Here is a 12,058-nt window from a genome sequence, read left to right as displayed (position 1 = left end):
GGATTCGCTTGAAAACGGAGTCGAATACGTGTTCCCTTTGGAGGTGTGGGTTGGGACGCGCTTCCTCTTGTCGAGACCGCCGACGATCGTCCGCTGATCGAGCGGCGGGCGATCGAGCGCGGCGGGTTCTACGAGATGCAGGCCAAGACGGTGATCGAGCGGGTGCCGCAGACCGTGGGCATCGCGCAGCGGTGGGCGATCTCCCCCTACCGCGGCTGCGCCCATGCCTGCCGCGGTTGCGGTGCCCGCGCCGGCCACCTGCGGCTGGGGCTGGACGCCGGGCGCGACTTCGACGAGCGCATCGTGGTCAAACCCAACACCGTGACCCGGCTGCGCGCCGAGCTGGCCCGCTGGGGCGGCGAGCCGGTCGCCATCGGCGTCGGCGGCGACTGCTACCAGGCCGCCGAGGAGACCTACCGGCTGATGCCGGGCGTGATCGACGCGCTGGCCGGGGCGGCCGTGCCGTTCACCGTCTACACCAAGAGCCCGCTGATCCTGCGCGATGCCGGTCTGCTGGCCGCGGCCGGCGCGCAGGTGGCGGTGTCGATCGCGTTCGTCGACGAGCGCATCCGCCGCGCCGTGGAGCCCGGCGCGCTCAACGGGCGGGCCCGGCTGGAGCTGGTCTCGGCGCTGGTGGAGGCCGGGGTGGACTGCCGGGTGCTGATGGCGCCGGTGCTGCCGCTGCTCAGCGACGCGGCCGACCAGCTGGATGCCACCGTGCGCCGCATCGCCGCGGCCGGCGCGAGCGGGGTGGAGGCGATCGTGCTGCGCCTGCCGCCCGGCACCCGTGAGTGGTATCTGGCCTGGCTGGCCGAGGCCCATCCGCAGCTGCTCGAGCGCTACGACGAGCTCTACGACGCCGGGCTGCCCTCCCCCACCTACGAGGGCCGCATCACCGGGCAGATCGCCCAGCTGTGCCGGATGTACGGCCTGCGTTACGGTCCCGCCGCGCCCTTCCGGCACGAGCCGCGCTACCCGCAGCTGGCCCTGGTCTGACCCGCCCGGGAGCCGGGGCCCACATCACGTGTGCAGGTCGATCGCCATGGGCTGGTGCGGGAGGTTGGCGTAGGTCTCCACGTCGCCGTCGCAGTGCCAGCCCAGCCGCTGAAAGTAGCCGACGTTGCGGAGCTGGATGTGGGCGACCATCACCTGGCCGCCGTGTTCGGTCGCGGTCTTGACCGCGTATCGCACCAGGGGGGCTCCGAGGCCGCGTGCGCGGTGCTCGGGCAGGACGGCCAGGCGGTCGCCCTGCCACAGCCGGCCGGCCTGGTCCAGGGGGTAGAGCCGGACGGCGCCGCCGATCGCCTGGCCCGCGTATGCGATCACGTGGATGGTCAGCGGGTCGTCGTCGCGGGCGTCGCGGTCGCAGCCGTCGAAGATGTGCTGCTCCTGGACGAAGACGCGGTGCCGTACCGCGTAGTGGGCCGCGAGCTCGTCCGGGGTGGCGGCCGGGTGGCAGTCTGTTCCGAGCGTTTGACGCATGGCCGCCTCAGGCTTTCGGACGTGAGCCGATCTGGAGCAGCACAGGTTCCATCGAGCTCAGGCCGGAGCAGGCCTGGCAGCGGGCGCAGCCTGCCTTGGTGGTGGCGGAGGTCATGCCGCGCTGGAGCATGTAGGCCAGGACCTTGGCGTAGATCGGCCTGGTGTAGGTGCTCGGCGGCGGTTTCCAGTCGGCCATGGGGGTGCCGATGACCGGGCGCAGCGGTACCAGGAAGGGGTAGACGCCGGCGTCGACGGCCCGTTTGCAGCCGTCGATCGTCATCTGGGGGTCCTCCCCCATGCCGAGGATCACGTAGGTCGAGACCTGGCCGGCGCCGAAGACGGACACCGCCCGTTGCCAGGCCGTGAAGTAGCCCTCGATGCCGGTGCGTGCTTTGGCGGGTGCGACGCGGGCCAGGACGGCGGGGTCGAAGGTCTCGATGTGGATGCCGACCGAGTCGACGCCCATGGCGCCCACCTGGTCGATCACGTCCAGATCGGCGGGGGGTTCGAACTGTGCTTCGACGGGCAGTCCGCTGGCCTGCTTGACGGCCTGACCGCAGCGCCCCACGTACAGGGCGCCGCGGTCGATGCCGCGGGTGCTGCCGGTGGTCAGGGTGGCGTCGACGGCGCCGTCGAGATCGCGGGCCGCCACCGCGACTTCGGCCAGTTGCTCGGGCGTCTTGCGCGCGACGGTACGGCCGGCCGACAGCGAAAGGCCGATCCCGCAGAAGCGGCACTGGTCGTGGTTGCCCCAGTAGGCGCAGTGCTGCACGACGGTGCTGGCCACCGAGTCCAGGTGCAGCAGGGCGATCTGCCAGTACGGCACGCCGTCGGCGGTGGTCAGGTCGTAGAAGCGCGGCCGGCGTTGGGCGGATGCGTCGGCCAGCCGTACTCCGTCGCGGTAGATGCCGTAACCGTCGTCTTCGGCGCGCAGCGCGTACGGCGAGTCCTTGGCGATCCCCTCGGTGGGCGCCGTGACGGGATGGCCCGCCACCCAGAGCATCCCGCAGTCGGTGGGTCCGGCGCCGCCCGTGCGCCGCTCCATCGGCGCCTCCAGCCGCAGACCCCGGGCCTGCAGGTCGAGGATGAGCTCGCTGATCTGGGTAGCCGTCACGACAGACACCTCCCGTGACCAGCAATTCTACCAAGATGGGATGGCTATTGACTTTCCGACGTGAGCGCCTGCCGTACCTGCGCGATCGCCTCGAGCCATGCCTGCCGCGAGGTGAACTCCTCCACGCGGACCGCGTCGCCGGTGACCTCCAGCCGGTAGGTGATGACCGGCTCGGCGACCACCGAGCGGACCATGATGGTGCCGGTCGGGATGTGCAGCTCCACCCACCGCGCCGCTCCGCCGCGCCAGGCCGCGTCGTCGGGCTCCTCCAGGACCGCCCATTCCAGGCCGGCGGCCCGGGTGCGTTCGACCGTCTGCGCGCCGAGCGAGGTGAGCAACTCGCGGAACCGGTGCGACATCGCGGCCTCGATCACCAGGCGGGTGTCGAGCCCGTCCAGCGGGATGTCCAGGTCGTCGAGCCAGCCGCTCATCTCGGCTTCCACTGCGGCCAGGGCGGCGAAGTCGCCGATGTCGGACAGGCGCCGGGCCAGCGCGCCCACCAGTTGCAGCGCCCGCTGGTAGCGCTCGGTGTCGACCATCGCCAGCGGGAAGAGCCTGTCTTCGGCAGCTCGCAACCGCCGGGCCAGCTCGGCGTACTCCGGAGGGATCGGACTGCTTGGCAACGCTTCACTCGTTCACTATCGTCAGTAAGACAAGTCGGATCCTAGACGGCATTCGGGTGATTCGCCACAACGGCGAAGGGTGATCCCGTGAACAGGATGGACAGGGGTCGGTCGGGGGGCGGCGTGAAAACGGCCGTGCGCGTGCTGCGCGACACCTACCTGGACTCCGTACGGCAGCTGCTCGGCGCCCGGGCGATGCTCAAGGCGGAGGGCGTGGAATGGGCGACGGCGGTGATGGCGACCCCGGCCAACCTCGAAGCCCTGCGGCAGGAAGGTTTCGAGGCTCCGCAGGCCTCGCCGTACGATCTGGTCCTGGCGGTGCGAGCCGACGACCCGGTGGAGGCGTTCGCGCAGGGTGAGCGGGCGATGTTCGGCGCCCACGAGGCCGGGCCGGTCGATGGGCCGGTCGAGCAGCATCCGCGCTGTCTGGAAGAGGCGCTGGCGCGTCAGCCGGGCAGCACCATCGCCGCGATCTCCGTCCCGGGCGAGTATGCCGCCCTGGAAGCGCACAAGGCGCTCAGCCACGACCTTGACGTGCTGCTGTTCAGCGACAACGTCTCCGTTGCCGACGAGATCGCGCTCAAGGAGCACGCCGTACGGCGGGGCCGCCTGCTGATGGGCCCGGGTGCGGGCACGGCGGTGCTCGCGGGTGTCGGGCTGGGATTCGCCAACGTGGTGCGCGGCGGCCCGGTGGGGGTCGTCGCGGCGGCGGGCACCGGGGCTCAGGAGGTCATGTGCCTGCTGGAGCGCTGCGGCGTCGGCGTGTCGCAGGTCATCGGCGTGGGCGGCCGCGACCTGACGCGCGCGGTCGGCGGGCGCATGGCCTGCCAGGCCGTCCGGATGCTCGACGACGACCCCGCGACCGAACTGATCCTGCTGGTGTCCAAACCGCCCGATGAGCAGGTGGCGCGGCGGGTGGTGGCGGCCGCGCACCGGACCCCTCTCGTCGCGGTACTGGTTGGGGCGGACGGCGACACGCTCGAAGGTGGCGTGGTCAGGGCGGTTGAGCTGCTGGGCAGGCCGGCGCCGTGCTTCGATCGGCGCTACGGTCCGAGCATGGAGCTGGCCGTGGCCCGGCTGGCGCCGGCGCGGACCACGGTGCGCGGGCTGTTCAGCGGCGGGACGCTCTGCTACGAGGCCCTCGTCCTGCTCAGCCGCGCCCTTGGACCCGTCTGGTCCAACACCCCGCTCGACCCGCGCTACCGCCTGCCGGCACCGCCGCGTTCCCATGTGTGCCTGGATCTGGGCGAGGAGGAGTACACCAGAGGCAGGCCGCATCCGATGATCGACCCGGAGGCGCGCCTCGAGCTGCTGCGCCAGAGCGGGCCGGACGTGGCGGTGGTGCTGGTCGACGTCGTGCTCGGCCTGGGCGCGCATCCGGACCCGGCCGGGATCCTGGCGCCGGAGCTGGCCGGCCTGGACGGCCCGCAGGTGGTGGCCTATGTCCTGGGCACCGAGCTGGATCCGCAGGGATATCAGGACCAGGTACATAAGCTGGCCGAGGCCGGATGCATCGTCACCGAGAGCGCCGCGCGCGCGGCACTCACCGCGGCGGCGATCGCCACCAGGAAGGCTGCCTGATGAGTCGCGTCGCGCTGCTGACGTACTCCACCAAACCACGCGGCGGGGTCGTCCACACCCTTGCCCTGGCCGAGGCGCTGGCGGACCAGGGGGCCGAGGTCCACGTCTTCGCCCTCGGCAGCGAGGGCTTCTTCCGCCCGCTGAAGGTGCCCTTCACCCTGTTCCCCTTCACCGTCGAGGGCGACAGCCTGGAGGAGAAGGTCTTCGCCTGCATCGGCGCCATGACCGCCGGACTGGCGAAGGTCGCCGGCGAGTTCGACATTCTGCACGCCCAGGACTGCATCTCGGCGCGGGCGGCGACGCAGGTGCACCCACGGGTGGTGCGCACGGTGCATCACGTCGACGACTTCACCACGCCGGCCCTCGTCGACTGCCAGCGCAGGTCGATCGTGGAGCCGGGTCACGTCCTGGTCGTCAGCGAGCATTGGCGGCGCGTGCTGCTGCAGGAGTACGGCGTGGCCGCCCAGGTCGTCCGCAACGGCGTCGACCCGGCCAGGATCGGGCCGGTCAGCGCCCGGCGCAGAGCCCGCTTGCGCGCCTCCGTGGGTGCCGGCGATCGGTTCCTGCTGCTGGCCGTCGGCGGTATCGAGCCGCGCAAGGGCAGCAAGACGCTGTTTCGCGCCCTGGGTCTGCTGCGGGGCGACAAACCGGTGCTGGCCATCGTCGGTGGCCACTCCTTCCGCGACCACGAGCCCTACCGTCGCCAGGCGCTGGCGTTGCTGCCCGGTCTCGGCCTGAACGCTGCCCAGGACGGGGCGCAGGACGTGGTGCAGCTGGGAACGGTCTCGGAGGAGCAGCTGGCGGCGTGGTACCGCAGCGCGGACGCCCTGGCCTACCCCTCGATCGAGGAGGGCTTCGGCCTGGCCGTGCTGGAGGCGCAGGTCGCCGACCTGCCGGTGGTGGCCAGCGATCTGCCGGTGTTCCGGGAATTCCTCACCCATGGCCGTGACGCGCTGCTTCCCGCGGTGGGCGACCCGGTGGCGCTGGCCGCGGCGCTGGAGCAGGTCATGACCGACCCGGCGCTGCGCGCCACGCTCGTGGCCGGCGGGCGCCTGGTCGTGCCCCGGTTCACCTGGGCCGCCTGCGCGGCCAGGCACGCCGAGATCTACCGGTCGATCCGGTGATCGTGCCCGGTCGGCCGTGCGGCGAGCAGCGCCGCGCGCTCGCGCACCTCACCCTCGACGGTGAGCACCTGTTCGAGCGCGCCGAACCAGCAGGCGTAGTAGCGGGCGTCCGGCTCGGCCGCGATCCGCAGGATCAGCGCCTGGCGGAAGTCCTCCCAGTCGAAGGCGCCCGCCTGGCAGGCCGCCACCGCCATGGCGAACGCCCGGCCCTCCCACGGCTCGGCGAACACCAGCTCGCCGTTGGAGCGTGGCGGCGCGACGGGGCTGTCGACGTCCAGGCGGATGGGCAGTGTCATGTCCGCACCTGGGCGACGCCCACCATCGCGTCCCGCGTGACCAGCGGCACGAGTTGCTCTTCCGACAGCCCGTCCGATTCGGCGGGCCTTTGCGGGAGCACGAAATAGCGCACCTCGGAGCTGCTGTCCCACACCCGGACCTCGACGTCGTCCGGCAAGGACAGGCCCATCTCGGCCAGCACCGTGCGCGGCTCGCGGACCATCCTGGAGCGGTAGGCCGGATCCTTGTACCAGGAGGGCGGCAGGCCGAGCAGGGGCCAGGGATAGCAGGAGCACAGCGTGCAGACGACCACGTTGTGGACGCCGGGCGTGTTCTCCAGGACCACGATGTGCTCCCCCTGCGGCCCCTTGAAGCCGAGTTCGGCGACGGCGGCGGTGCCGTCGGCGAGCAGCCGCCGCCGATAGTCCGGGTCCGTCCACGCCCTGGCCACGACGTGCGCGCCGTTGAGCGGCCCGACGTCGGTCTCGTATATCGCGATGTACTTGTCCATGACCGCGGAATCGACCAGGCCACGCTCGACCAGCAGCTGCTCGAGCGCCTCGACGCGCAGCTCGATCGGCACCCGCTCGTGCGTCATGGCGCCTCCTCCAGGTAGTCCTCGTACAGGTCGATGTTGAGCGTGAACGGCTCGGCGCCCGGGCCGAACAGCTCGGCGGAGTCGAAGCTCACCGCGTACACCCACTGGGCGTTCTCGCCCTGGAAGTGGGCGTGGGTGTCGGGCAGGACCTGCGCGGGCTGGATGATCGTGACTGTGCCCGCGTGCCCCATCACGTACCGCGGCAGGCGTGTGTGCCCGGGTGGGTCGAAGGTTTTGGCGCGTACGGCGGCGCCCACGGCGAACCGGGGTGGCCGCGACATGACCCGCAGGGAGCCCGCGGCGGTCGGGGCGTAGTCCGGCTTGTCCGGCACGGGCGGCGCCGGCTCCTCGGCCGAGCCTCCCGACAGGTTGGCGGCGCGCGCTTCCACCGTGCCCGGCGCGATGATCGAGCTGTCGTACAGCAGGTTCTCCGCGCCGTGCAGCCACCGGCCGTAGTAGCCGTCGTCCAGGTAGTCCTGGCGCTCGAGCCGGTTCATCGCGTGCCGGAAGGCGTCGAGGTTGGTGCCGGACAGCCGCATCGACAGCAGGGCCAGCGCGAAGGCCCGGGCCTGCCAGGGTTGCGCGAAGACCGGTTCATCGGCTCTGGGGACCGGCGCGGGACCCCAGCCTTTCGTGCCCCCCATGTCGTGAATCCCGCTGGCTTTGCTCATCGTCGCCTCCCCAGATGGCCTTCACCTGGCATCCGGCGGCCGCTCAGACCGTCCAGGTGTTCAGCTGGAACGCGCCTTCCTTCCACGCGGTGAGTGCCGAGTCGAGCACGTCCAGCGGGTTGAACGGGGTCACGCCGGGGATCAGGTCGTCCTCGCGGAAGCCGTACAGCGCGCCCATGGCGAACCGGCAGGCGTAGATGCTCGCGCCCTCTTTCAGGAGGGTCTTGATCTGGTTGTTGATCGCCAGGTGCCCGGGGAACGCCTCCTGGCCGACGCCCGGGTATCCGCGCGTGCCCGATGCGAGCAGCACGCCGGGGCCGTACAGGATGATGTTCACGTCGAAGCCCTTGCGTACCAGGCGGGTCGAGGTGAGCAGGTTGACCAGGGCCACCGAGCCCTCGTACGGGACGGTGTGGATGAAGATGAAGGCCTTCTGGCCCGGTTCGGCTTGGATGTCCGGGAACACCTTCTCTTCTGGGTTGTAGAGGGTCTCGCCCTCAGCTGGCAGGGTGGTGGAGACAGTCTTCGGCATGTCAGCTCCTCGGACTAGACAGCCGGGCCGACCGGCGTCGTCTGCTTGGACCAGTGCTTGCGGTGGCTACCGGGCATCGCCGCCATCAACCGCCGGCGCAGCGGCCAGGGCGTGAGCCGGTAGATCGGGACGAAGATCCGGCGCCAGAAGAAGGAGCCGCGCATCGGCGGCGGTGTCCTGCCCTGGGCGCGCGCCACCCGCGCCTGTGCGTCCCTGAGCAGGTAGTGCTGGGCGTTGTCTCTCACCCATTGGGTGATCATGTCGCTACTCCGGCTTGCGCGGCGGTGACGATGGGCTCGTTGAGCGCGCCGATCGGCGGTGAGTAGACGTTCTCCATCGCCGCCAGGTCGTGGAGCGTGATGCCCTTCTTGACCGCCAGCGCCAGGAAGTCGGCCCGTTCCTTGATCCCTTCTCCGCCGACCAGTTGCGCCCCGATCAGGCGTAGCGTGCCGGGTTCTGCCAGGAGCTTGACCGTGACGGGCCTGACGCCCGGGTAGTAGCGCGCTCGGGAGATGCCGGTCGCCTTGCCGATCACATGCGGGATGCCCAGCGCGGTGGCCGCCACCTCGCCCAGCGCGGCCCCGCCGATCATCCACGTGCCCGCGACCATCCCCCACGGGACGTAGACCGGCTGGTATGCGCGGTTTCCGCCTGCGGCGTTGGTGCCGGCCACCTTGCCCTGGGCGTAGGCGTGGCTGCCGGTGAGGCCCTGCAGCGGCAGCCCGCCGAGGCCGTGCGGGATCTCGCAGACGTCGCCGGCCGCCCAGACGTGCGGCGCCGAGGTGGCCATGTGGTCGTCGACGACCAGTCCTCCGGTCGATCCTGTCGTGAGGCCGGCGGCGACGGCCAGCGCGGTGTTGGCCACCTTGTGGGTGGCCACCACGACCAGTTCCGCGGGCAGTTCGCCGTCGGAGGTGGCCACGGCGCGCACGTGCCCGTCGCGGTCGCCGATGAAGCCCTGCAGCTTGGTGTCCCAGTGCATGCTCACGCCCAGCTCGGCCCACGACTGCTGTACCGGTTCGACGGTGTCGGGATCGCACAGTTCGCCCAGCGCCCACGGGTGCGGATCGACGACGTGCGTGTCGATGCCGCGATGAGCCAGGGCGGTCACCATCTCCAGGCCGAGGGGCGAGGCCTCGATGACGACCGCGTGCCGTACGCTGTCGAGGGTTTTGTCCCACTCCATGGCTCTGCGGATGTTCTTGACGTAGTAGAGGCCGGCGAGCTCCTGGCCGGGTACGCCGGGGGGCTTGTAATCGAAGCCGGTGGCGATGACCAGGGCGTCGTAGCCGACCTCGCCTTCGCCCTCCACCCGGACGGTCCGTGCCGCCGGGTCGAAGGCGGCAACCGTGGTTTCGTACCTGATGTCGATCCGGGCGTCGGCGTAAGCCTGTTTGTCGGCCAGGAACAGCGCCTGGAAGTCCGGGATCTCCTTGCCGTGCACGTACGGGATGCCGCACGGGCTGTATCCCACGTCCTCGAACTGGGTGTAGACGATCACGTCCGCCGAAGGGTCGGCGGCCCTGGCCGCACCCCCGGCACCGATGCCGGCGGCGCCCCCGCCGATGATGACCACCCTCCGTGCCATGGACTCAGCTCCCGCCCGTGCGGCACAATATCCATACATTATAGAGGACTTCACGTTGACTATCCTGCGTGACGCTTCGTGACGTCGATGAGTAGGGGATCGCATGACCGAGGCGGACGTACAGGGTCATCAGGTCGACGAGATCGTCAGCCAGATCGGCCCGAAGCTGCGCGGTCTTCGCAGAGCGCAGCGGCACTCGTTGCAGCAACTGGCTGCCATCAGCGACGTGTCCGCCGCCGCCATCCACAAGATCGAACGCAATGGGATGGTCCCGACGATCACCACCCTGCTCAAGCTCGGGGCGGCGCTCGGCGTCCCGGTGCGGTACTTCGTCGAAGAGGACGAGCAGCCGCCCGAGCCGGTGCACTTCACGCCGCGTGATCGGCGCCCGACCGTCTACACCCCGCACGAGGGCCTGGCCCTGGCCGGGATCACCGGTTCCTACCGGCAGTTCCAGACGGCGGCGGCCGTGGCGACGGTCATGCCGGGCGCCTCCAGCGGTGACAAGCTCATGCAGCATCCCGGCGAGGAACTGGTCCACGTCACCGAGGGCGTGCTGACCTTCCGGGTGGGTGATCAGACCTACCCGCTGGCGCAGGGCGACTCCCTGCATTTCGCCGGTGACGTGCCGCACCATTGGGCCAACGAGACCGACCGGCCGGCCACAGCGGTCTGGATCGCGCTGCGCAACGGCTAGCCCCGGGTGTGGCGGACCGTGATCCGCGGCGGCGTCCGCAGCGTGTTGGTGACGTAGCAGACGCGCTGCGCGGCCTCGATGAGCTGTTCCGCCTGCCCGTCGGACAGCGGGGAGGCGATCTCGATCGCGATGTCGCTGAAGCGCGGCCCTTCATAGGTGCCGGTGACACTCACCCGCACCGAGGCCGGTTCCTGGCCACGTTTGCGTGCGCTGTGTACCAGCGCGAGCGCGAAGCAGGATGCGATGGCGGCCAGCAGGTAGTCCGTGGGCTGGGCGCCGGTGTCGGTGCCGCCCACGCTCTCCGGCTCGTCGACCCGCAGCCGGAAGCGGCCCTCGGTCACGACCTCGACCTGGTATCCGCCACGCCATTCCGCATCGACCGTACGCGTTGTCATCGGACCTCCGCCAGGGCCAGCAGCGCGGCCTGGAACACCCGCAGGGGTGCGGTGGCCACGCCCGCGCCGATCTGGCCGGTTCCGTCGCGGGCGTGCAGGATGCCGGTGTTCACCCGCGGCGTGACCTCGGTCTCGACGGCCTTGCGCACGTCCACGCCGAGGGGCGTGCCGCGGAAATCCATCGTGGGCAGCTTGAACCTGGTGCTCTCGGCTGCGCAGATCCGGCGCATCTCGCCGGTGACGCGGGCGGCGTCGGCCATGGATCCGCCCAGGAACGCGGCCACCGCGGGCGATCCCGCGGTCGCCGAGCCGCCGAGCCCGACCAGCTCCAGGACGGCGCTGTCGCCGATGTCGGGTGCGGCGTCCTGCGGACCGTAGCCGGCGTAGAACAGCGCCGCCTCCACCGCGGGGCTGTCGGCGACGAACCATCGCCGCTCGCCTGCCAGCTTCACGCCGTAGGTGGTGCCGTTGCGCGCCATGGTCGTGACGATGCTGGAGCCCGGGACGCGCTCGGCCGACAGCGTGAGCGCCTTCGCGCCGGCCATCGCCACGGTGAGGAAGAACAGGTGGTTGGCCGACAGGTAGGCGCACAAGGGCACCGCGTCATCCACCGCCGCGATCTCGGGCAGCATCGAACGCAGCAGCAGGTTGGTCGAGGCCTGCACGCGCATGTGCACGTCGTCGCCCATCTGCACGCCCTGGGCGGCGATCGCGAACACGTCGATCGGCCCCATCCGTTCCACGATCGTGTTGAGCTTCGGACCGGCCACCTCGCGCAGGAAGACCAGCCGCTCGATGGCCGCGGCCGACTCCCGGCCCAGCCAGGCCACATCACCCGGCCCCTGACCCAGCGGCGCGAAGGCGCGCGTCCCGCCGAGGGGATTGTCCACCACCCAGACCGGCATGCCGGGCCCCAGCGCCGTCGCCAGCGGCACCACGGTGTCGTGCTCGTTGGCCGCGGCCAGGGCGACCTTGCCGCCGGCCAGCATCCTGTCCGCCCCGGCCAGGTCGTCCGCCCAGCCCTCGGCCACGACCGCGGCCCGCATCGACCGCCGCAGCGGATCGCACACCGCGGCCCATGCGATCGGCGGCCCGGCATGCAGGATCATGCGCTCACCGATCCCGGGGATCACGTCCTTGGCCGGGCGGACGCCGACCACGTAGGAGACCTCCCGGTCGAGCCTGCGCACCACCTCGGCGTTGGCAGCCTCCAGATCGGCCGAATAGAGGTCGGTCAGCGCTCGCACCAGCACCGGATCGCCGCGTGCCGGCGGCCTGGCCTCGACGTGCACCACTGCCGCGCCCTGCGCCGCGACCGCGTCGGCGAACGCCTGGAGCCCCAGATTGATCACGCGTGGCACTTCGATCATGGCCACT

General features: G+C 71.1%; 15 protein-coding genes. 4 read left to right on the top strand and 11 right to left on the bottom strand.

Features of this window, described 5'->3' with window-relative positions; genetic code table 11:
- Positions 1-45 precede the first annotated feature (45 nt).
- On the top strand, positions 46-996 hold the full coding sequence (locus ACIBHX_RS13825) for a radical SAM protein (RefSeq protein ID WP_397067339.1): 951 nt from the start codon (positions 46-48) through the stop codon (positions 994-996).
- Between the two features lie 24 nt (positions 997-1,020).
- On the opposite strand, the gene ACIBHX_RS13820 is transcribed toward ACIBHX_RS13825, so the two are convergent.
- Genes ACIBHX_RS13820 through ACIBHX_RS13810 form a run of 3 tightly spaced genes read right to left on the bottom strand, consistent with a single transcriptional unit; the run spans position 1,021 to position 3,219 of the window.
- A complete protein-coding gene (locus ACIBHX_RS13820; RefSeq protein ID WP_397067337.1) occupies positions 1,021-1,482 on the bottom strand; it encodes an MSMEG_0567/Sll0786 family nitrogen starvation N-acetyltransferase in 462 nt (153 codons plus the stop codon).
- Between the two features lie 7 nt (positions 1,483-1,489).
- Positions 1,490-2,596 carry an MSMEG_0568 family radical SAM protein gene (locus ACIBHX_RS13815; RefSeq protein WP_397067335.1) on the bottom strand — a complete coding sequence of 369 codons (1,107 nt, stop codon included), beginning with the start codon at positions 2,594-2,596 and terminating at the stop codon, positions 1,490-1,492.
- A 44-nt stretch (positions 2,597-2,640) separates the two neighbouring features.
- Positions 2,641-3,219, bottom strand: coding sequence for a hypothetical protein (locus ACIBHX_RS13810; protein ID WP_397067333.1), 579 nt, complete (start codon positions 3,217-3,219; stop codon positions 2,641-2,643).
- Positions 3,220-3,342: 123 nt separating this feature from the next.
- Between ACIBHX_RS13810 and ACIBHX_RS13805 the strand changes: the two genes are divergently transcribed.
- Both ACIBHX_RS13805 and ACIBHX_RS13800 read left to right on the top strand, forming a co-directional pair.
- Positions 3,343-4,800 carry an FdrA family protein gene (locus ACIBHX_RS13805; protein WP_397067331.1) on the top strand — a complete coding sequence of 486 codons (1,458 nt, stop codon included), beginning with the start codon at positions 3,343-3,345 and terminating at the stop codon, positions 4,798-4,800.
- A complete protein-coding gene (locus ACIBHX_RS13800) occupies positions 4,800-5,924 on the top strand; it encodes an MSMEG_0565 family glycosyltransferase (protein WP_397067329.1) in 1,125 nt (374 codons plus the stop codon). Before ACIBHX_RS13805 ends, ACIBHX_RS13800 begins: the two co-directional genes overlap by 1 nt.
- Here the strand turns inward: ACIBHX_RS13800 and ACIBHX_RS13795 are convergent.
- The 6 genes from ACIBHX_RS13795 to ACIBHX_RS13770 are packed head-to-tail and all read right to left on the bottom strand — an operon-like array spanning position 5,906 to position 9,589.
- On the bottom strand, positions 5,906-6,220 hold the full coding sequence (locus tag ACIBHX_RS13795) for a nitrile hydratase accessory protein (protein WP_397067327.1): 315 nt from the start codon (positions 6,218-6,220) through the stop codon (positions 5,906-5,908). The two genes, ACIBHX_RS13800 and ACIBHX_RS13795, sit on opposite strands and share 19 nt — an antisense overlap.
- Positions 6,217-6,798, bottom strand: coding sequence for a nitrile hydratase subunit alpha (gene nthA / locus ACIBHX_RS13790; RefSeq protein WP_397067325.1), 582 nt, complete (start codon positions 6,796-6,798; stop codon positions 6,217-6,219). The genes ACIBHX_RS13795 and nthA overlap by 4 nt, the downstream gene beginning before the upstream one ends.
- On the bottom strand, positions 6,795-7,469 hold the full coding sequence (nthB, locus tag ACIBHX_RS13785; RefSeq protein WP_397067323.1) for a nitrile hydratase subunit beta: 675 nt from the start codon (positions 7,467-7,469) through the stop codon (positions 6,795-6,797). Before nthB ends, nthA begins: the two co-directional genes overlap by 4 nt.
- A gap of 43 nt (positions 7,470-7,512) precedes the next feature.
- A complete protein-coding gene (locus ACIBHX_RS13780) occupies positions 7,513-8,001 on the bottom strand; it encodes an MSMEG_0572/Sll0783 family nitrogen starvation response protein (RefSeq protein WP_397067321.1) in 489 nt (162 codons plus the stop codon).
- A 14-nt stretch (positions 8,002-8,015) separates the two neighbouring features.
- Positions 8,016-8,261, bottom strand: coding sequence for a hypothetical protein (locus ACIBHX_RS13775; protein WP_397067319.1), 246 nt, complete (start codon positions 8,259-8,261; stop codon positions 8,016-8,018).
- Positions 8,258-9,589 (bottom strand): FAD-dependent oxidoreductase, encoded by a 1,332-nt coding sequence (locus ACIBHX_RS13770; protein WP_397067317.1) that lies wholly within the window; start codon positions 9,587-9,589, stop codon positions 8,258-8,260. The genes ACIBHX_RS13775 and ACIBHX_RS13770 overlap by 4 nt, the downstream gene beginning before the upstream one ends.
- Positions 9,590-9,692: 103 nt before the next feature.
- On the opposite strand from ACIBHX_RS13770, the gene ACIBHX_RS13765 reads away from it, so the two are divergent.
- Positions 9,693-10,286: a helix-turn-helix domain-containing protein gene (locus tag ACIBHX_RS13765; protein WP_397067315.1), complete on the top strand. Its 594-nt coding sequence runs from the start codon at positions 9,693-9,695 to the stop codon at positions 10,284-10,286.
- On the opposite strand, the gene ACIBHX_RS13760 is transcribed toward ACIBHX_RS13765, so the two are convergent.
- Both ACIBHX_RS13760 and ACIBHX_RS13755 read right to left on the bottom strand, forming a co-directional pair.
- The gene (locus tag ACIBHX_RS13760; protein WP_397067313.1) at positions 10,283-10,681 is read right to left on the bottom strand and encodes an OsmC family protein; all 399 of its coding nucleotides are present in this window, start codon (positions 10,679-10,681) and stop codon (positions 10,283-10,285) included. The genes ACIBHX_RS13765 and ACIBHX_RS13760 overlap by 4 nt on opposite strands.
- Positions 10,678-12,051, bottom strand: a complete 1,374-nt coding sequence (locus ACIBHX_RS13755) for a DUF1116 domain-containing protein (protein ID WP_397067311.1) — start codon at positions 12,049-12,051, stop codon at positions 10,678-10,680. Before ACIBHX_RS13755 ends, ACIBHX_RS13760 begins: the two co-directional genes overlap by 4 nt.
- Positions 12,052-12,058: the final 7 nt, after the last annotated feature.

It is taken from the genome of Nonomuraea sp. NPDC050536 (assembly GCF_044457685.1).
In the GTDB taxonomy this organism is placed as follows: domain Bacteria; phylum Actinomycetota; class Actinomycetes; order Streptosporangiales; family Streptosporangiaceae; genus Nonomuraea.
The sequence above is the reverse complement of the archived record's forward strand: the minus strand, read 5'-3'. Positions and strand labels throughout refer to the sequence as shown.

Bases quoted from the DNA above. Each gene is read 5' to 3' on its own strand.
- ACIBHX_RS13780 (WP_397067321.1), bottom strand. From the start codon at position 8,001: ATGCCGAAGACTGTCTCCACCACCCTGCCAGCTGAGGGCGAGACCCTC.
- nthB (WP_397067323.1), bottom strand. From the start codon at position 7,469: ATGAGCAAAGCCAGCGGGATTCACGACATGGGGGGCACGAAAGGCTGG.
- ACIBHX_RS13760 (WP_397067313.1), bottom strand. From the start codon at position 10,681: ATGACAACGCGTACGGTCGATGCGGAATGGCGTGGCGGATACCAGGTC.
- ACIBHX_RS13800 (WP_397067329.1), top strand. From the start codon at position 4,800: ATGAGTCGCGTCGCGCTGCTGACGTACTCCACCAAACCACGCGGCGGG.
- ACIBHX_RS13795 (WP_397067327.1), bottom strand. From the start codon at position 6,220: ATGACACTGCCCATCCGCCTGGACGTCGACAGCCCCGTCGCGCCGCCA.
- ACIBHX_RS13770 (WP_397067317.1), bottom strand. From the start codon at position 9,589: ATGGCACGGAGGGTGGTCATCATCGGCGGGGGCGCCGCCGGCATCGGT.
- nthA (WP_397067325.1), bottom strand. From the start codon at position 6,798: ATGACGCACGAGCGGGTGCCGATCGAGCTGCGCGTCGAGGCGCTCGAG.
- ACIBHX_RS13765 (WP_397067315.1), top strand. From the start codon at position 9,693: ATGACCGAGGCGGACGTACAGGGTCATCAGGTCGACGAGATCGTCAGC.
- ACIBHX_RS13820 (WP_397067337.1), bottom strand. From the start codon at position 1,482: ATGCGTCAAACGCTCGGAACAGACTGCCACCCGGCCGCCACCCCGGAC.
- ACIBHX_RS13775 (WP_397067319.1), bottom strand. From the start codon at position 8,261: ATGATCACCCAATGGGTGAGAGACAACGCCCAGCACTACCTGCTCAGG.
- ACIBHX_RS13755 (WP_397067311.1), bottom strand. From the start codon at position 12,051: ATGATCGAAGTGCCACGCGTGATCAATCTGGGGCTCCAGGCGTTCGCC.